This is a genomic window from Pseudoalteromonas sp. SG45-3 (assembly GCF_014164075.1).
GTDB classification, from domain to species: Bacteria; Pseudomonadota; Gammaproteobacteria; order Enterobacterales; family Alteromonadaceae; genus Pseudoalteromonas; species Pseudoalteromonas distincta.
Window position 1 is genome coordinate 220,063 of the sequence record NZ_JACJEN010000004.1, and the last position, 17,374, is coordinate 237,436.

Consider the following 17,374-nt stretch of genomic DNA (forward strand, 5'->3'; position numbering starts at 1 on the left):
AATCGTCAATAAAAAGGTCGGATAGCAATTTGCGTATCCGACCTTTTTTAAATAGCTTAACTAGTTATCTACTTAGCTACTTCTACGTTTAATGTTTGCACCCAACGCACTTAGCTTATCTTCAATGCGCTGATAGCCTCTATCAACGTGATAAATACGGTCAACAACCGTTTCACCCTGTGCCACTATACCCGTTAAAATTAAGCTAGCTGAAGCGCGTAAATCGGTTGCCATCACTTGCGCACCCGTTAAGCTTTCAGTCTCACCACAAATTGCGGTATGCCCTTCTAAACGAATATTAGCGCCCATACGCTGCAACTCTGGTACATGCATAAAACGGTTTTCAAAAATCGTTTCTGTGATCGTTGCACTACCATTTGCTACTACATTCAATGCTGTAAACTGAGCTTGCATATCCGTAGGAAAACCTGGGTGTGGAGCTGTTTTAATATTCACGGCTTTAAGTTCTCGGCCGCGCATATCAAGATAAATACTATCGTTATGTACTTCTAGGTGCGCATTCGTAGCACGTAGCTTTTCAATCACAGGCTCAAGAGAATGAAAGTCTGTATTTTTACAAAGTACTTCACCGCCAGCCATTGCTGCTGCGACTAAAAACGTCCCAGTTTCAATTCGGTCAGGTAAAATACTGTGTTCACAGCCAGCTAAACGCTCAACGCCTTCAACTTCAATGCGGCTAGTACCTGCACCTGTGATTTTAGCGCCCATAGCAATTAGGCAGTTAGCTAAATCAATTATTTCAGGCTCGCGTGCCGCATTATCAAGTATGGTTTTACCATCAGCGAGGGCCGCTGCCATTAATAGGTTTTCGGTAGCGCCTACACTTACCATTTCCATAAAAATTTCAGCGCCTTTTAAGCGACCATTAACCTTGGCATTAATATAACCATTTTCAACGTTTATTTGTGCGCCCATGCGCTCCAAACCTTGAATATGGATATCAACAGGGCGAGCACCAATAGCGCACCCACCAGGTAAAGACACTTGAGCCTCACCAAAACGTGCAACTAGAGGGCCTAATGCAAGCACAGAGGCGCGCATTTGCTTTACTAAGTCGTAAGGCGCTAATGTTTTATTAACCGTTGCACCGTCAATTACTAGCGTATCGCCCTGCCAATTAACATCTGCACCTAAAGTTTTTAATAAGGCTTCAGTGGTCACTATGTCGCGAAGACGCGGTACATTAGTAAATATACTTTTACCATCAGCTAATAGTGAAGCAAATAAGATAGGAAGTGCGGCATTTTTAGCGCCCGAAATAGTCACTTCACCAGCAAGTGAAGTGCCACCTTGAATTACAAATTGATCCATTAGGAGGCCCTAGTTATTGCGGTAAAATGAATTTTTGTTCACGCTTCCACTCTACAGGAGTAAATGCACGAATAGATACTGCGTGAATTGTCCCATCTGAAATTGTATTCATTAATGGACCATAAACTAGCTGCTGCTTTTTAACTCGGCTTAAACCGTCAAAGCATTCGCCTACTGCAACAACTTCATAATGACTACCATTGGCTTTTACATGTACTTCAGCTAATTGAAGTTCTTCGCGTAATAATGTTTCGACTTGGCTAGTTTCCATAACTCTCACTCAAATAGGGTTGTAACCTGACCCAATTGCATTAAATTTTGCAATTGCTCAGGTAGGTTTTGCAATTCAAGGCGAATGCCTTGCTGCTTTAATTCTGCAAAAGAGTGAATTAACCAAGCTAAGCCAGCTGTGTCAACCCTTGATACTCCACTTAGGTCGAAATAGATGATTTTATGCTTAGTTAATAACTTATTGTTCAGAAGCTGTTCATCGCCAATTGAATTTCGAGTAAGCTCACCGCTTACTCCAAAATGTTGTCCATCAACTTGGCTTATTGCCAATTTAGTCATTCGAGTTACTGCCTCTAAACTGAACTGGTAGCTGACTCTTTTGCTCTAAAAGGTTACTTACATTATCAATACCTTGCTGACGCAAAATACCTTGCAGCTCGCTTTGCTTTGCATCCAGTAAACTAATACCTTCGGCAATCATATCGTACGCGCGCCATTCACCGTCGCGGTCTTCGCGTACTTTAAAATCGATTCTGATATCAGGTTTACCGTCTTCAATAATTTTAGTCTTAACAACAACGACGTCTTTACCTTTAAACGCTTGCTCTGCACCAAACTCAACTTTCTGATTTGTGTATTGAGTAAATACACCTGCATAAGTAGCAACTAAGTACTCTCTAAATACACCAATAAAGCGTTGAATTTCTTTAATTGCTTTGGCCTTTTCAGCCTCGTCGGTAATTGCACGAACTTTAGATACTTCACTGCCAAGTACACGAAGTGCTGCATATTTATAGTCGATATAAGGCATTAATTCTTCTTCGACTATTACGCGAAGGTATTCCTGATCTTTAACAATTAATGGCTGATCTTTTTTAATGCGCGCAAATGTATTATCGGCAACTTGGCGTACCATTTTATTAGGATCGACTAATTTCACATCTGCTGCACTTACGCTTTGAGTTAGCGTCATTGTGCCAATTGCTACAATAGCTAAAAACTTTTTCAACATAATAATTACTCACTACCTTGGTTGAATAAAAACTGCCCGATTAATTCTTCAAGTACAATGGCAGACTTAGTATCAGTGATTGAATCGCCATCACCTAGTGCTTTACTTTCCACACCAAATAAATCGTCAATTGCTTCATCTTGCTTGTTTTCTGTCACTGTTTCGCCTAAACAACGTTGCTTAGCAGAATCTGGAGAAATTACAGGGTGAATACCTAAGTACTGCTCACCTAAAATACCCGACGTTAAAATAGAGATTGAGCTTGTGTCTGAAAAACGACATAAGTACTGTGCGTCAATGGTCATATTAACGACTGGTAAAAACTCTTGTGGGTGAACATAAATTGATTCAACACGGCCAATTACAACACCACCTACTTTTACTGGCGCACGCGCTTTTAACGAGCCGATGTTTTCAAACTTGGCATTAAGCGTATATGTTTCGCCAGAGCCACTAATACCTGAATTGGCAACTTTAAGTGCAAGCATCGCAAAAGCTAAAATGCCAAGTGCTACAAAAAAACCAACTAAAATTTCTAATTTCCGTGAATTCATTATCTATACCCTATTAGCTGGTAAACATTACCGCTGTCAAAATAAAGTCAAAACCTAAAACTGCTAATGACGAATGAACAACCGTTTCGGTGGTTGCTTTGCTGATCCCTTCTGAGGTCGGCACACAGTCATATCCTTTATAAAGCGCAATCCAGGTCACCACTATGGCAAATACAAAGCTTTTAATAATACCGTTTAGTATGTCTTGCTGAAACGACACTTGCGATTGCATGATTGACCAAAAACTACCAGTATCAACCCCCAGCCAATCTACCCCCACTAAATGAGCGCCTATAATTGCTACAGCTGAAAATATCAATGCAAGCAATGGCATGCTTATAAAACCCGCCCAAAAGCGCGGTGCAATAATACGTTTTAGCGGATCGATTGCCATCATCTCAAGTGATGAAAGTTGCTCTGTTGCTTTCATTAAGCCAATTTCAGCTGTCAAAGCGCTACCTGCGCGTCCTGCAAATAATAATGCAGTAACAACCGGGCCTAGTTCTCGCAATAAGCTCAGTGCCACTAACGGCCCTAAACTATCCTCAGCGCCATAACCAACCAATACGGTGTAACCTTGTAAAGCCAACACCATACCGATAAACAAACCCGACACCATAATAATGAGTAACGATTGCGAACCAACCATATAAAGCTGGCGAACAAGTAACGGTGTGCCTTTTTTAAAATTAGGAACATGCGCTAATGCACTAAACAGCATATAAGCAGAACGACCAAGGGCCGCAAAGCGTCCTAGCGTTTTATGTCCTAGCTTTTGAAATAAATCCAACATTATGCTTTTTCTCCAAGTAGTTCGTCTGCATAAGCCTGAGCCGGAAAATGAAATGGTACAGGACCATCCGACAAGCCTTTTAAAAACTGTTGAACTAAAGGAGATTCATGATTACGCATTTCATCTGGAGTACCAGAACCAATTACCCCTTGATCGGCGATAATTATAACGTGTTCGGCAATACTCATTACCTCTGTTACATCGTGCGTCACGATTAAAGACGATAAACCTAATACTTCGTTGAGCGACTTAATTAGCTTAACCAATACGCCCATCGAAATAGGATCTTGCCCTGCAAATGGTTCATCGTACATGATTAGCTCTGGATCAAGTGCTATAGCGCGTGCAAGTGCAGCACGCCTTGCCATACCGCCGGATAACTCAGATGGCATTAAATCTTTAGCGCCACGTAGTCCAACCGCTTGCAGTTTCATTAACACAACTAATCGAATCAGGTCTTCACTTAGCTTTGTGTGCTCTCTTATAGGGAACGCGATATTGTCAAATACCGACATATCAGTAAACAACGCACCACTTTGAAAAAGCATACTCATTTTAGTACGTGCTTCGTATAACTCTTTACGAGACATTTTAGGAATGCTGCCACCTTCAAATAAAATATCACCTGAATCTGGTTTAAGCTGACCACCAATTAAACGCAACATAGTGGTTTTGCCAATTCCGCTTGGCCCCATAATCGCAGTAATTTTACCTTTAGGAACGCTAAAACTCATATTTTTATATATGGTTCTATTGCCTCTCGAAAAGCTAACATCCTTGACTTCTACTATTGATTGCGACAAGTCGCTCTCCATAAAAATGTTCACTAGTGCCCCTATTTTAAAGCTTTTTTGTCAAAGATGGAAAAAACAATTCGTAAGATTTTGTAATACACCCATGAAAAGGATTATAAGACTCGCTCAAAACAGCTTAACCCCGGCTTAAATTTTTAAATTAGCTGTTTAAAAGCAACATTGTTACCTAGTTGACCTTACTCTTTTATTTATACTTTCATCTTGGCTTTTGTTACTATTCGCGCCATCCGTATTTTGTATAACTGGCTTAACACAATGGTTACCTCGTTTGTTATTTTAATTCTTGGTTTTGCAGCTCTTGTTTGGAGTGCCGATAGGTTTGTTTATGGGGCTGCGGCTCTTGCTAAAAACTTTGGTGTACCTACACTTATTGTTGGTTTGACCGTTGTAGCCATGGGCTCTTCAGCCCCTGAAATGATGGTTTCAGCCTCTGCCGCTCTGGCTAACAAAACCGACACAGCCGTTGGCAATGCTGTTGGCTCTAATATTACAAACATTTTACTTGTGTTAGGTATCACTGCTCTATTTCGCCCTCTTTCAGTTTCATCTAGTACGTTAAAACGTGAAATGCCATTAGTGATGCTCGTATCTTTAGCTACTTGGTATGTGTTCTCAGATAACTACTTTTCATTTAGTGAAGGTGTTGCGCTTTTAGTTGGCTTTATCGTATTCATCGGTGGGTTAATCATTGTATCTATGCGTGCAAAAAACCAAGATGACCCATTTGTCTCAGAAGCCTGCGACGATGTACCAAACGATGTACCTACTAAAAAAGCGGTATTTTGGTTAATTGTTGGCATGATACTCCTGCCGGTTAGTTCTCATTTTTTAATCGGCTCAGCTGTTGATATTGCTAAATACTTCGGCTTAAGCGACTTAGTCATTGGTTTAACAATTATTGCCATTGGTACTAGCTTGCCTGAACTTGCCGCCTCGGTTGCAGGTGTACTTAAAAATGAAGATGATTTAGCACTAGGTAATATTGTTGGCTCAAACATATTTAATATTTTAGCTGTATTACCTCTAGCAGGTATTATTAATCCTTCAGCAATTGATCCATCGTTAGTAAGCCGAGATATATTAATTATGATTGGTGCAACACTTGCTCTTATTATTATGTCATTGAACTTTAGAGGCACCCAGCGTATCAATAGGGTAGAAGGCGGCTTATTGCTAATAGCGTTTTTGGGTTACCAAGGGTATATTTTTAGTCAAGTAGGGTAAATGATGGCAACGCTAAACTTTATTGAACAAGGCCTTCGCGTTTTAGATGTTGAGCGCCAAGCACTTAGTGATATTGCACAATATGTAGATGAAAATTTTCATAACGCGTGCAAATTAATGTACGACTGTGAAGGCCGTATTATTGTCATTGGCATGGGAAAATCAGGCCATATTGGCAATAAAATAGCGGCAACCCTTGCAAGTACTGGCAGCCCAGCGTTTTTTGTTCACCCTGGTGAAGCAAGTCATGGTGATTTAGGTATGATCACTAAAAATGACGTGGTTATGCTTATTTCTAATTCAGGGGAAACCAGCGAAGTTTTAAATATCATTCCGGTTTTAAAACGACTTGGTGCCAAAATGATAGCGATGACTGGCAATACACAATCAACCATGGCAACCCTTGCTAATGTACATGTGTGCATTAAAGTAGAAAAAGAAGCTTGTTCATTGGGTCTAGCCCCTACATCAAGTACCACTGCAACGCTTGCGATGGGCGATGCCATGGCAGTTGCATTATTAGAAGCTCGCGGCTTTACAGCTGATGACTTCGCGCTATCTCACCCAGGTGGTAGTTTAGGCAAGCGCTTATTACTTACTTTAAAAGATGTTATGCACAGCGGCGCAAATACACCTATTATTGATGTTTCACAAACAGTTAAAGATGCTCTAATAGAAATGTCAGCTAAAGGATTAGGTATGACAGCCATTGTTGATGAAAATCAGCAACTCGTAGGGTTATTTACCGATGGTGACTTACGTCGCATTTTAGAACAAAGAATTGATATTCATACAACACAAATAGATGTTGTTATGACTAAGTCATGCACTACAGCTACACAAGATATTTTAGCCGCTGAAGCGCTCAATATTATGGAACGTAAACGTATAAATGGCCTAATCGTCGTCAATGAGAAAAACCAACCTATTGGCGCATTAAATATGCAAGACCTATTAAAAGCAGGAGTGTTATAAATGCAATTTGAAGAACTCTATCAACCGCTGAGCGATGATGCAAAAGCACGCGCTAAAAAAGTAAAACTACTTATATGCGATATTGATGGTGTATTTTCTGATGGCCGTATTTACCTTGGCAATCAAGGTGAAGAGCTAAAAGCATTTAATACAAAAGATGGTTTTGGCATTAAAGCACTTATAAACAGTGGCTTTGAAGTAGCTGTTATTACTGGTCGTCATTCACAGATAGTACAACAACGTATGAGCAGCTTAACCGTACAGCATATTTATCAAGGCCAAGAAAATAAGCTCATTGCCTATCAAGAATTAAAAGATAAACTCAACCTTAGCGATGAACAAATTGCTTATATTGGTGATGACGGTCCTGACATGCCTGTTATGGAGTTAGTAGGCTTTGCCGTTGCAGTAAATGATGCCCACCCTCTTATTAAGCGTTTGTCACATTATGTAACGCAAATGCCTGGTGGTTTTGGCGCTGTGAGAGAACTCACCGATTTGCTCATGCTTGAAAATGGTAAAGCATTGACTACACAAGGCACTAGTTCATGAATGCAGCGCGCATAATATTAAGCGTTTTATTCATTAGCTGTATGGTTTGGCTTTGGTACCCTTATTTTACACAAACAAATATTGTGCCTCAGGCTGAGCCTGAAGTTGTTGCTAAGCCTGATTACATAGCTATTGAGCTCAAACAGACAGCCTATGATGAGCAAGGTAAAATTAGCCACAAAGTCACTGCGGCTAAAATGGAGCTATACCAGCAATTAGGTTTCACGTTTTTTGAAAAACCCATTTTTACTTTATATAACGAGCAACAAACGTGGCAAATAAATGCAGACGAAGCAACATTATATGAAGATAAACAATTAATTTTAGAAGGTAATGTGGTTGCCAAAAATTTAACCGATAACGCCATGATAGACAAAATCAATGCTGATAATATTCAGGTTGATATAAAGTTATTAACAATGCGTTCGGAGCAACCCGTCATTATCACTGGACCCAATTTAAAAATCACCGGTAAAGGCCTAGAAGCCGACTTGAAAACCGAAGTGATAAAACTAATTAACCATACGCGAACCATATATTATGACCAATAAAATATTAAAATCACTTATAATTCCTACACTTATACTAGCGTTTAATAGTAGTGCTGCAGAGCAAAACACGCAACCTGCTGCCAATCAAATTTCAATAAGTGCCGACAAGCAAGAAGGTCAATTGAAAGCTAATGTGGGTATTTTTGAGAAAAACGTTGAGATTATTCACGGTAATCGCCGCATTACAGCCGATCGCCTAGAAGTACACAAACGTGATGAACTTGGTGATAATAAACAATTATTAATTGCCACAGGTAGCCCTGCGCACTTTGAAGAAAAGCAATCAGACGGCACGACTATGAGCGCCAGTGCTGACGAAGTACGTTATGATGTATCTAAGCGTTTTTTAACGCTTGTTGGTAATGCACAAGTTTCGCAAGCCGGACAAAAAATAAATGCTAAAAGCATTACCTACGACATAGAGCAGCAGCTCATCAGTGCCGAAAAAGATGAAAACTCAACTGACCGCGTTCACACAATTTTAGTACCGATCGAAGCTAAAAAAAGTAAAAAAGGCGATAAAGGTCAACCATGAGCACATTAAAAGCAGAACTATTGGCAAAAAGCTATAAAGGTCGTGAAGTTGTAAAAAACGTCGGCCTTGAAGTACAAGCTGGCAGTATAGTTGGCTTACTTGGCCCTAACGGTGCTGGTAAAACAACGACTTTTTATATGATTGTAGGGCTTGTTCCTAGCGACAAAGGTAAAATATCTATTGATGATAACGATATTACTCTTTTACCTATGCATAGTCGTGCTAGATTAGGCATAGGCTACTTACCACAAGAGTCATCGATTTTTAGAAAGCTGACTGTTTATCAAAACTTAATGGCCATTTTAGAAACACGCAAAGAACTAAATAAACAAGCCAGAGAAGACACGCTCAATAACTTATTAGATGAATTTAGCATACAACACATTCGTGATAGCCAAGGTATGGCATTATCGGGTGGAGAACGTCGTCGTGTAGAAATAGCACGAGCGCTGGCAGCAGATCCTAAATTTATATTACTGGATGAACCGTTTGCCGGTGTTGACCCTATTTCGGTATTAGATATAAAGAAAATAATAGAACATCTTAAAAATCGTGGGATTGGTGTATTAATTACCGACCATAACGTAAGAGAGACCCTTGATGTTTGTGAAAAAGCCTACATTGTTTCTCATGGGGAGCTGATTGCATCAGGTACTCCAGAACACGTATTAAATGATAAAACAGTACGCGATGTTTACTTAGGCGAGCAATTTAGGCTGTAACATTTACGCCATGTCTTTAAGCATCTGCTAGTATTAATTATAACAACATAAAAGGATTGTTAGAGATACATGAGGCAATCACTACAGCTGCGCATGGGCCAGCAACTTACAATGACTCCACAGTTGCAACAAGCTATTCGTTTGTTGCAACTCAGTACATTGGATCTCCAGCAAGAAATACAAGAAGCTCTCGACAGTAATCCACTATTAGAGGTTGAAGAGGCAGACTATTCCGAAGACGCTGCTGGTAAAAACGAGCAAAAAGCTGATACCGATGACATAACTGTTAGCGCATCTGCTGATGATGCTCCGAGCGAATATGAACAAGATACTGGTGAAGCACTTGCAAAAGACACGCTAAGTGACGACATGGCTATGGATGTTAGTTGGGATGAGTACATGAGTGCCGCTCCTGCAGCCTCATCAGGTCCAATGCCCGAAGACGAATCAATATACCAAGGCGCCTCTACTGAAACGCTCCATGAGTATTTAATGTGGCAATTACAACTAACGCCATTTAGCCCTACAGACGAAGCTATTGCTATTGCTATTGTAGAAGCTGTCGATGATTCAGGTATTTTAACACTAAGCTGCGAAGAGATTTTAGAAAGCTTTAATCAAGAAAACGAAGATGATAACGAAGTCGAACTTGATGAAATTGAAGCGGTATTAAAACGCATCCAACTGTTTGATCCTGTTGGTATTGCTGCACGTAGTTTACAAGAGTGTTTGTGTATTCAGCTTAATCAATTTGATAAAGAAACACCTTATATTAATGAAACGAAAATGATTTTAACCGAGCATATTGATCTATTAGCAGCTCGCGACTATCGTACATTAATGAAAAAAACTAAGCTCAAAGAAGAAGAGCTTAAAGAAGTAATGACACTAATACATACTCTCAACCCAAAACCTGCAGATACTATTGTAAGGGAAGAATCTGAGTATGTTATTCCTGATGTGTCAGTTAAAAAAATTAAAGGCCGCTGGGTTGTCGAATTAAACCCAGATAGCATGCCTAAAATTCGTGTTAATAGCCAATACGCAGCAATGTCTCGCACTGTAAAATCAAGTGGCGACAGCCAGTTTATTCGCTCACATTTACAAGAAGCTAAATGGTTTATTAAAAGCTTAGAAAGTAGAAACGACACGCTATTAAAAGTTACTAATTGTATTGTTAAGCAACAACAAGGCTTTTTTGAACATGGCCCTGAAGCCATGAAACCAATGGTTTTAAATGATGTGGCTGAAATGGTAGAAATGCACGAATCGACAATTTCGCGTGTTACTACTCAAAAGTACATGCATACACCCCGTGGTATATTTGAGCTTAAATATTTTTTCTCAAGCCATGTAAGTACTGAAAACGGTGGTGAATGTTCATCTACAGCAATACGTGCGCTTATCCGAAAATTAATCGCAGCAGAAAACTCAGCAAAACCATTGAGTGATAGCAAAATAGCGGATATATTGGCTGAGCAAGGAATTAAAGTAGCGAGACGTACAATCGCAAAATACCGCGAATCTCTTGCTATTCCACCGTCAAATCAGCGTAAAAGTCTGATTTAAGACGCTAAACTAAGAGGGTAATGCTTATGCAACTAAACTTAACTGGTCGTCACGTAGAATTAACCGATTCACTAAGAGACTATATTAATACTAAATTTGCGAAGCTTGAAAGACACTCTGATCATATTAATAATGTTCATGTCATTCTCGATGTAGAAAAATTAAATCAAAAAGCAGAAGCCACAATACACGTAAGCGGTGCTGAGCTATTTGCCTCTACAGAACATCAAGATATGTATGCCGCTATTGACTCGTTGATCGACAAGCTCGATCGCCAAGTAATCAAACACAAAGAGAAGCTTGCTCGACACTAATATGATGAAATTAAGTTCACTTATATGCCAGGACTGCAGCAAAGCTGCGGTCCTTTTTAATAGCAAAAAAAGAATTTTAGAGTTCATTAGCGAACTTGCTCACGACAAACTTCCGTATTTACCGCAACAAGATATTCTTAATGCTTTAATGAGCAGAGAGAAATTAGGTAGTACAGGTATAGGGCGTGGCATTGCTATTCCTCATGGAAGAATGAGCGGTGCAGAAGAGCCTTTGGCTTTAGTGCTCGTTAGCGAAACTCCAATAAACTTTGATGCAATCGATAATCGCCCTGTTGATATTTTTGTCGCACTCATCGTACCAGATGGCGATAACCAGCAGCACTTAAAGACTCTAGCAACCATTGCTGATAAACTAAACAACAAAGATTTTTGTAAACAGTTACGCAGTGCAAAATCTGATACTGAGCTTTACCAAGTTATTGTCGATCAATCATAGTTTTATAAAGGGTGTTAAATGGAGTTAATTATCATAAGCGGCCGTTCTGGTTCTGGAAAGTCGGTTGCTTTGCGCGTTGTAGAAGATTTAGGTTATTATTGCGTAGATAATATTCCAGTAAACCTACTACCTTCATTAGTTCGCAGTGTGTCTGATAGCTACGATAAAATTGCTGTTAGCATTGATGTGCGCAACATCCCTAAAGAACAAGATGAATTTAACGATATTCTTGAATACTTACCTGGCTTTGCAAACCCTACGTTGTTTTATTTAGATAGCGACGATCAGACATTGATCAAACGCTTTTCAGAAACACGCAGATTACACCCACTATCAATAGACTCGTTGCCGCTTGATTTAGCCATCAAAAAAGAAAAAGAATTACTTGATGTATTAACCACTCGCGCCGACTTTATGATAGATACGACTGATTTAAGTGTTCATCAACTCGCTGAATCTATTCGTGAAAAGATTTTAGGTAAAAAAGATAAGCAACTGATTGTCACATTTGAATCATTTGGTTTTAAACACGGTATACCAAAAGAAGCAGACTACGTATTTGATGCACGCTTTTTACCAAATCCACACTGGGAACCAGAGTTGAAGCCTTTAAATGGGTTAGATCAACCGGTTAAAGACTATTTAGCTAATCACAGCATAGTGCAAAAATTCACATGGCAAATTCAAACATTTGTACAAACGTGGTTACCGCATTTAGAAAGAAATAACCGCAGTTATTTAACCATTGCTATTGGGTGTACAGGCGGGCAACATCGCTCTGTGTATTTAGCGCAAACTATCGGTGAAAGTTTTGCAATGACACATCCCAATGTAAAAATTCGCCATCGCGAGCAAGAAAAATAATATAGCTGAATAATCACCTGTTCAGCTTAGGTAGAGTAAGTTATGCATTGTGAAGATACCTTTTTAATAAAAAACAAATTAGGCTTACACGCCAGAGCAGCTACTGTGCTTGCGCAATTAGCAGTACAATTTGATGCGACAATCACATTATTCCAAGATGACAAAGAAGCAGCAGGCGATAGCGTACTTGCATTAATGTTACTTGAAAGTAGCCAAGGAAAAGAAGTTAAAGTTGTTTGTAAAGGCCCTGATTCTGAGCAAGCTTTACACGCTGTTGGAGTATTAATAGCACAACGCTTTAATGAACAAGAATAATCTGTTTTATAAAAACAATATTCGCATTACTAGTGCTTCAATTAAAACAGATATATAAAATAAATAGGTTAGTAACGCCAGTTAACTCACCTCCCCCCATAAAGTAATATAACAATTTATAAAGGACGCCAATGCCAGAAGCTTTTGAACAAGATTATCCACTACAGCAACTAAAGCAGGTGACGAAGTCACTCAATAGTGGTCAATTTGTTCAAGTTAGGCGCATGCTCGCAAAAACGGCTCCTTGTGATACCGCATTATTATTAGAATCATCACCGCATAAAATTCGCCGACTGCTTTGGCAATTGGTCGATCCTGATGTGCAGGGTGATGTTCTTGAAGAATTATCTGAAGATGTTCGTTTAGGCATTATTGCCCAAATGGAACCTAAGCACATTGCCGCCGCAACTGAAGACATGGGCCACGATGACTTAGGTGAAGTATTACGTAGCCTGCCAGATACCGTCTATAAAGACGTTGTTAGCGCGATGGACATTCAAGACCGTGAACGTGCCACGCAAGCACTGTCATATCAAGAGCGTTCAGCAGGTGCGCTAATGAACACCGATACGGTGACCATTCGCCCTGATGTAACACTCGATGTTGTACTTCGTTATATTAGACTGCGTGGTGAGTTACCAGAGGGTACAGATGATTTATATGTTGTTGATAAACATAACTGCTTTATAGGCGCTTTATCGCTGAGTACATTATTAACTAATCCGCCAGAAAAAATTGTCCGCGATTTAATGGATGAAGATTGTGAGTCTATCCCAATCTCAATGGATGAAAGTGAAGTAGCGCAATTATTTGAGCGTCATAATTGGATATCGGCCCCAGTGGTGGACGATAACGACCAACTCCTCGGTCGTGTTACTATCGATGACATCGTTGATGTAATCCGAGAAGATGCCGAGCATAGCTTATTAAGCCTAGCCGGTCTTGATGATGAAGAGGATACATTCGCGCCAGTACTAAAAAGCTCTAAAAAACGCTCAGTTTGGCTAGGAGTTAACTTACTAACCGCACTTGCAGCTGCTTTTGTAGCTAGCTTTTTTGAAGGCACTTTAGATGTGCTCCCTATTTTGGCTGTGCTTAACGGTATTGTCCCTTCTATGGGTGGTGTTGCTGGTAGCCAATCATTAACGCTTGTTATCCGTGGTATTGCAGTAGGTCATATAAACCAAACAAACCAACGTTTCTTGATGATGAAAGAACTGGCCATTGGCGCGCTAAACGGTATTTTGTGGTCACTATTAATTGCGGGTGTTATTGCGCTATGGCAGTGGGACTTTATGCTTGGTGGCGTACTCGCCTTCGCTATGTTTATGAACTTAGTGGTGGCAGGTGTTGCTGGTGCAAGTATTCCAATAATTCTTAAAAGAATGAATATAGACCCTGCTCTTGCAGGGAGTGTGGTGCTAACCACAGTGACTGATATTGTTGGTATATTCGCCTTTTTAGGTACTGCTACATGGTTGCTGATATAAATTAAACGCTTTAAATGTAAAAAACTACAGCAAAAATAGTTAGGGTAAATCAGTAGCTATGGCAACGGATACCAAACATAAAAATGACATACCTAAAAAAACGCTAAAACAAAAAAGCGTATCCATATTAAAAAGTGTACTGGTATATAGCTCTATATTTTTCGTCATTTATACCGCCGTCAATTGGTGGCGGCAACCTGTCATGCCAGCAAATCCTCAATTACAATTAATCGACTATGAAGGGCAAAACATTAATTTAGCAGCAATGAGCCAAGATAAACCCACGCTTGTGTATTTTTGGGGAACTTGGTGTCCTATTTGTAGTATTACCTCCCCTGCCATAAACGAACTCGCAAACGAGAATAAATACCCCGTCGTGAGCATCGCGATAAAATCAGGCTCTGATCAAGAGCTGCATGATTATTTAAATGAGCAAGGCTACAGCTTCAGTACTGTTAACGATCAACACGGGGAGATATTTTCCGATTGGCAGGGACAAGTCACGCCATCTTATATAATCTTAAAAGATAATAAAATGACGCAAGGACTCACCGGCATTCAGCCGTTATGGTCACTTAAATTGCGTTTGTGGTTATCATCAATGCTTTAAAAAAAGCTAAACTTAGCACAGGATATCTAAAGAGAGGGGCTCTAAAACCTCACTCTTTATCACCTACAATAATATAGATAATAAAGAGCAAAGCTGACTTAATTTACGTATACAAAAGCTAAAAAACGCGTACCGCAATTAGCCTTATCTATTAGCAAATAAAATTACTAACGTGTGCTTTGACGATTACCGCCCACTTTTGGCTTAGTGTTTGCCTTTTTAAATTGGCTAAAACCAGTATGTCGCGTTAGTGCCGGACGCCCACCTTTTTTACCACCTTTACCTGATTTTTCATCGCGCCCTTCTTCTGGCACTAAACAGTTAGGCCCTTTACCAATTAAATTAGCTTTACCCATTTTACGTAGAGCTTCACGTATCATTGGCCAACCAGCTGCATCGTGGTAGCGTAAAATAGCTTTATGTAATCTACGTTGGCGTGCGCCTTTAGGTACTGGAACAACTTCTGAGTTGTTTTTTATATTACGTAAAGAGTTCATCTCTGTATGGTAAATAGTCGTCGCATTAGCCATAGGTGATGGGTAAAAATTTTGTACCTGATCAAGCTTAAAGTCGTTTGATTTAAGCCATAAAGCCATGTTTACCATGTCTTCATCTTTTGTACCTGGGTGAGCAGATATAAAGTAAGGAATTAAATACTGCTTTTTACCGGCTTCTTTAGAGTACTTATCAAATAGTTCTTTAAATTGATCGTACGCTCCCATACCTGGTTTCATCATTTTTGATAATGGACCATCCTCTGTATGCTCTGGCGCTATTTTTAAGTAACCGCCTACATGGTGCGTTACTAATTCTTTAACGTAACGCGGGTCGCGTACAGCTAAATCGTAACGTACACCTGAAGCAATCAATACCTTTTTAATACCCTTAACTTCACGTGCTTTTTTATACAAATCTATTGTTGGCGTATGATCTGTATCCATGTGTTTACAAATATCTGGATACACACATGATAAGCGTCTACAGGTACTCTCGGCCTTTTTGCTCGTACAGCGCAGCTTATACATATTCGCCGTTGGGCCACCTAAATCAGAAATAACACCAGTAAAGCCGGGAACTTTATCTCTAATTTGTTCAATTTCTTCAATAATAGATTCTTGCGAACGACTTTGAATAATGCGCCCTTCATGCTCTGTAATTGAGCAAAACGAACAACCACCAAAACAGCCACGCATAATATTAACTGACGTTTTAATCATATCGTAAGCAGGTATTTTAGCATCACCATAACTTGGGTGAGGAATACGCTGATACGGCAAACCAAATACAGCATCCATCTCATGTGTTTCTAATGGATATGCTGGCGGGTTTACCCAAATAGAGCGATCGCCATGTCGTTGGTAAAGCGCTCTTGCACAACCAGGGTTTGTTTCTTGATGTAAAATTCGCGAGGCATGGGCATATAAAGGTTTGTTAACACTTACTTGCTCATAAGCAGGTAACTTAACATAGGTTTTTTCCCACGGCTTAGGACGTGCAGGCTGAACCATGATTGGTTTTGCCGCTTCTGCTTTTAAATCAATACCCGCTTGTTTAAATTCAGATTTACTACAGCCAACATCATCCGCGCCATATGGGTTTGGAATAGGGTCTATTTTACCAATTTTATCAATAGCGGTAGAATCACTGCCACGCCAACCAGGTAGAGGCTCTTTTCGAATAACAGCCGTGCCGCGAATATCCTGAATCGTATCCATCGTTTCACCCGCCGCAATACGGTGTGCAACTTCAACTAGCGGGCGCTCTGCGTTACCGTAAATTAAAATATCGGCTTTTGCATCAAATAAAATACTACGACGTACTTTTTCCTGCCAATAGTCGTAATGAGCAATACGGCGAAGGCTGGCTTCAATACCGCCAATAACAATTGGGATACCTTTGTATGCTTCACGGCATTTTTGCGAGTAAATCATCACGGCGCGATCTGGGCGCTTACCGCCAACGTTATTAGGCGTGTAAGCATCATCGTGGCGCATGCGTTTTTCCGCTGTATAGCGGTTGATCATCGAATCCATGTTGCCGGCTGTTACACCAAAAAATAAATTCGGTCTGCCGAGCTCCATAAATGTATCTTTAGAGTCCCATGCAGGTTGGGCAATAATCCCCACTCTAAAGCCTTGCGCTTCAAGTACACGGCCAATTACAGCCATACCAAAACTAGGATGGTCAACATACGCATCGCCACTAATTATTATTATGTCGCAGCTATCCCAGCCAAGTGCATCCATTTCTTCACGTGTAGTTGGTAAAAATGGCGCGGTGCCATAACATTCAGCCCAGTATTTCGGGTATGAAAATAAGGCGCGCTTAGCTTTGAGTGTGCTCATAATTGTGGCCGTAGAATAACAAAAGGCGCGAATTATACCCTACTAAATTCTTTATATATACAAAGTAGTCAAAGCATATCGCGCTTTAAATTCTAAATCGTTCATTAGCTTAAA

Annotated in this window: 21 protein-coding genes; 13 read left to right on the forward strand and 8 right to left on the reverse strand. The window is 40.0% G+C overall.

Features of this window, described 5'->3' with window-relative positions:
- Window positions 1–72: 72 nt before the first annotated feature.
- Genes murA through H5126_RS07140 form a run of 7 tightly spaced genes read right to left on the reverse strand, consistent with a single transcriptional unit; the run spans window position 73 to window position 4,737 of the window.
- The gene (gene murA, locus H5126_RS07110) at window positions 73–1,332 is read right to left on the reverse strand and encodes a UDP-N-acetylglucosamine 1-carboxyvinyltransferase (protein WP_002957954.1); all 1,260 of its coding nucleotides are present in this window, start codon (window positions 1,330–1,332) and stop codon (window positions 73–75) included.
- A gap of 13 nt (window positions 1,333–1,345) precedes the next feature.
- Window positions 1,346–1,603: a BolA family protein gene (locus H5126_RS07115; RefSeq protein WP_002957953.1), complete on the reverse strand. Its 258-nt coding sequence runs from the start codon at window positions 1,601–1,603 to the stop codon at window positions 1,346–1,348.
- Window positions 1,604–1,608: 5 nt separating this feature from the next.
- Window positions 1,609–1,902: a lipid asymmetry maintenance protein MlaB gene (locus H5126_RS07120; RefSeq protein WP_002957952.1), complete on the reverse strand. Its 294-nt coding sequence runs from the start codon at window positions 1,900–1,902 to the stop codon at window positions 1,609–1,611.
- Window positions 1,895–2,575 carry a phospholipid-binding protein MlaC gene (locus tag H5126_RS07125; RefSeq protein ID WP_039485391.1) on the reverse strand — a complete coding sequence of 227 codons (681 nt, stop codon included), beginning with the start codon at window positions 2,573–2,575 and terminating at the stop codon, window positions 1,895–1,897. Before H5126_RS07125 ends, H5126_RS07120 begins: the two co-directional genes overlap by 8 nt.
- A 5-nt stretch (window positions 2,576–2,580) precedes the next feature.
- On the reverse strand, window positions 2,581–3,129 hold the full coding sequence (gene mlaD, locus H5126_RS07130; protein WP_002957950.1) for an outer membrane lipid asymmetry maintenance protein MlaD: 549 nt from the start codon (window positions 3,127–3,129) through the stop codon (window positions 2,581–2,583).
- A 13-nt stretch (window positions 3,130–3,142) separates the two neighbouring features.
- On the reverse strand, window positions 3,143–3,922 hold the full coding sequence (gene mlaE / locus H5126_RS07135; protein WP_002957949.1) for a lipid asymmetry maintenance ABC transporter permease subunit MlaE: 780 nt from the start codon (window positions 3,920–3,922) through the stop codon (window positions 3,143–3,145).
- Window positions 3,922–4,737 (reverse strand): ATP-binding cassette domain-containing protein, encoded by an 816-nt coding sequence (locus H5126_RS07140; RefSeq protein ID WP_080945050.1) that lies wholly within the window; start codon window positions 4,735–4,737, stop codon window positions 3,922–3,924. Before H5126_RS07140 ends, mlaE begins: the two co-directional genes overlap by 1 nt.
- 255 nt (window positions 4,738–4,992) lie before the next feature.
- Here H5126_RS07140 and H5126_RS07145 point away from each other — a divergent pair, with 255 nt between their 5' ends.
- From H5126_RS07145 to H5126_RS07205, 13 genes are all read left to right on the forward strand, one after another.
- Window positions 4,993–5,961, forward strand: coding sequence for a calcium/sodium antiporter (locus H5126_RS07145; protein ID WP_002957947.1), 969 nt, complete (start codon window positions 4,993–4,995; stop codon window positions 5,959–5,961).
- Window positions 5,962–5,964: 3 nt separating this feature from the next.
- Window positions 5,965–6,936, forward strand: coding sequence for a KpsF/GutQ family sugar-phosphate isomerase (locus H5126_RS07150; protein ID WP_182719925.1), 972 nt, complete (start codon window positions 5,965–5,967; stop codon window positions 6,934–6,936).
- A complete protein-coding gene (gene kdsC / locus H5126_RS07155; RefSeq protein ID WP_007580311.1) occupies window positions 6,937–7,488 on the forward strand; it encodes a 3-deoxy-manno-octulosonate-8-phosphatase KdsC in 552 nt (183 codons plus the stop codon).
- Window positions 7,485–8,039 (forward strand): LPS export ABC transporter periplasmic protein LptC, encoded by a 555-nt coding sequence (gene lptC, locus H5126_RS07160; protein WP_002957944.1) that lies wholly within the window; start codon window positions 7,485–7,487, stop codon window positions 8,037–8,039. Before kdsC ends, lptC begins: the two co-directional genes overlap by 4 nt.
- A complete protein-coding gene (gene lptA / locus H5126_RS07165) occupies window positions 8,029–8,574 on the forward strand; it encodes a lipopolysaccharide transport periplasmic protein LptA (protein WP_182715713.1) in 546 nt (181 codons plus the stop codon). The genes lptC and lptA overlap by 11 nt, the downstream gene beginning before the upstream one ends.
- On the forward strand, window positions 8,571–9,296 hold the full coding sequence (gene lptB, locus H5126_RS07170; protein ID WP_002957942.1) for an LPS export ABC transporter ATP-binding protein: 726 nt from the start codon (window positions 8,571–8,573) through the stop codon (window positions 9,294–9,296). Before lptA ends, lptB begins: the two co-directional genes overlap by 4 nt.
- A gap of 69 nt (window positions 9,297–9,365) precedes the next feature.
- Entirely contained in the window at window positions 9,366–10,865 is a 1,500-nt protein-coding gene (locus H5126_RS07175; protein ID WP_002957941.1) for an RNA polymerase factor sigma-54, read from the forward strand.
- A 26-nt stretch (window positions 10,866–10,891) separates the two neighbouring features.
- Complete coding sequence (hpf, locus tag H5126_RS07180; protein ID WP_007580301.1) at window positions 10,892–11,179, forward strand: ribosome hibernation promoting factor; 288 nt, start codon at window positions 10,892–10,894, stop codon at window positions 11,177–11,179.
- Window positions 11,180–11,183: 4 nt separating this feature from the next.
- Window positions 11,184–11,636 (forward strand): PTS IIA-like nitrogen regulatory protein PtsN, encoded by a 453-nt coding sequence (gene ptsN, locus H5126_RS07185; protein ID WP_024595797.1) that lies wholly within the window; start codon window positions 11,184–11,186, stop codon window positions 11,634–11,636.
- An 18-nt stretch (window positions 11,637–11,654) separates the two neighbouring features.
- Window positions 11,655–12,500 (forward strand): RNase adapter RapZ, encoded by an 846-nt coding sequence (gene rapZ, locus H5126_RS07190; protein WP_002957938.1) that lies wholly within the window; start codon window positions 11,655–11,657, stop codon window positions 12,498–12,500.
- Window positions 12,501–12,542: 42 nt separating this feature from the next.
- Complete coding sequence (locus H5126_RS07195; RefSeq protein WP_182719894.1) at window positions 12,543–12,815, forward strand: HPr family phosphocarrier protein; 273 nt, start codon at window positions 12,543–12,545, stop codon at window positions 12,813–12,815.
- A gap of 131 nt (window positions 12,816–12,946) precedes the next feature.
- Window positions 12,947–14,305: a magnesium transporter gene (mgtE, locus tag H5126_RS07200; RefSeq protein WP_002957935.1), complete on the forward strand. Its 1,359-nt coding sequence runs from the start codon at window positions 12,947–12,949 to the stop codon at window positions 14,303–14,305.
- Window positions 14,306–14,507: 202 nt separating this feature from the next.
- On the forward strand, window positions 14,508–14,915 hold the full coding sequence (locus tag H5126_RS07205) for a protein disulfide oxidoreductase (protein ID WP_259395015.1): 408 nt from the start codon (window positions 14,508–14,510) through the stop codon (window positions 14,913–14,915).
- Between the two features lie 167 nt (window positions 14,916–15,082).
- Here the strand turns inward: H5126_RS07205 and H5126_RS07210 are convergent, their stop codons facing one another.
- On the reverse strand, window positions 15,083–17,260 hold the full coding sequence (locus H5126_RS07210) for a YgiQ family radical SAM protein (protein ID WP_182719896.1): 2,178 nt from the start codon (window positions 17,258–17,260) through the stop codon (window positions 15,083–15,085).
- Window positions 17,261–17,374 lie beyond the last annotated feature (114 nt).

Bases quoted from the DNA above. Each gene is read 5' to 3' on its own strand.
- murA (WP_002957954.1), bottom strand. From the start codon at position 1,332: ATGGATCAATTTGTAATTCAAGGTGGCACTTCACTTGCTGGTGAAGTG.
- H5126_RS07115 (WP_002957953.1), bottom strand. From the start codon at position 1,603: ATGGAAACTAGCCAAGTCGAAACATTATTACGCGAAGAACTTCAATTA.
- H5126_RS07120 (WP_002957952.1), bottom strand. From the start codon at position 1,902: ATGACTAAATTGGCAATAAGCCAAGTTGATGGACAACATTTTGGAGTA.
- H5126_RS07125 (WP_039485391.1), bottom strand. From the start codon at position 2,575: ATGTTGAAAAAGTTTTTAGCTATTGTAGCAATTGGCACAATGACGCTA.
- mlaD (WP_002957950.1), bottom strand. From the start codon at position 3,129: ATGAATTCACGGAAATTAGAAATTTTAGTTGGTTTTTTTGTAGCACTT.
- mlaE (WP_002957949.1), bottom strand. From the start codon at position 3,922: ATGTTGGATTTATTTCAAAAGCTAGGACATAAAACGCTAGGACGCTTT.
- H5126_RS07140 (WP_080945050.1), bottom strand. From the start codon at position 4,737: ATGGAGAGCGACTTGTCGCAATCAATAGTAGAAGTCAAGGATGTTAGC.
- H5126_RS07145 (WP_002957947.1), top strand. From the start codon at position 4,993: ATGGTTACCTCGTTTGTTATTTTAATTCTTGGTTTTGCAGCTCTTGTT.
- H5126_RS07150 (WP_182719925.1), top strand. From the start codon at position 5,965: ATGGCAACGCTAAACTTTATTGAACAAGGCCTTCGCGTTTTAGATGTT.
- kdsC (WP_007580311.1), top strand. From the start codon at position 6,937: ATGCAATTTGAAGAACTCTATCAACCGCTGAGCGATGATGCAAAAGCA.
- lptC (WP_002957944.1), top strand. From the start codon at position 7,485: ATGAATGCAGCGCGCATAATATTAAGCGTTTTATTCATTAGCTGTATG.
- lptA (WP_182715713.1), top strand. From the start codon at position 8,029: ATGACCAATAAAATATTAAAATCACTTATAATTCCTACACTTATACTA.
- lptB (WP_002957942.1), top strand. From the start codon at position 8,571: ATGAGCACATTAAAAGCAGAACTATTGGCAAAAAGCTATAAAGGTCGT.
- H5126_RS07175 (WP_002957941.1), top strand. From the start codon at position 9,366: ATGAGGCAATCACTACAGCTGCGCATGGGCCAGCAACTTACAATGACT.
- hpf (WP_007580301.1), top strand. From the start codon at position 10,892: ATGCAACTAAACTTAACTGGTCGTCACGTAGAATTAACCGATTCACTA.
- ptsN (WP_024595797.1), top strand. From the start codon at position 11,184: ATGAAATTAAGTTCACTTATATGCCAGGACTGCAGCAAAGCTGCGGTC.
- rapZ (WP_002957938.1), top strand. From the start codon at position 11,655: ATGGAGTTAATTATCATAAGCGGCCGTTCTGGTTCTGGAAAGTCGGTT.
- H5126_RS07195 (WP_182719894.1), top strand. From the start codon at position 12,543: ATGCATTGTGAAGATACCTTTTTAATAAAAAACAAATTAGGCTTACAC.
- mgtE (WP_002957935.1), top strand. From the start codon at position 12,947: ATGCCAGAAGCTTTTGAACAAGATTATCCACTACAGCAACTAAAGCAG.
- H5126_RS07205 (WP_259395015.1), top strand. From the start codon at position 14,508: ATGCCAGCAAATCCTCAATTACAATTAATCGACTATGAAGGGCAAAAC.
- H5126_RS07210 (WP_182719896.1), bottom strand. From the start codon at position 17,260: ATGAGCACACTCAAAGCTAAGCGCGCCTTATTTTCATACCCGAAATAC.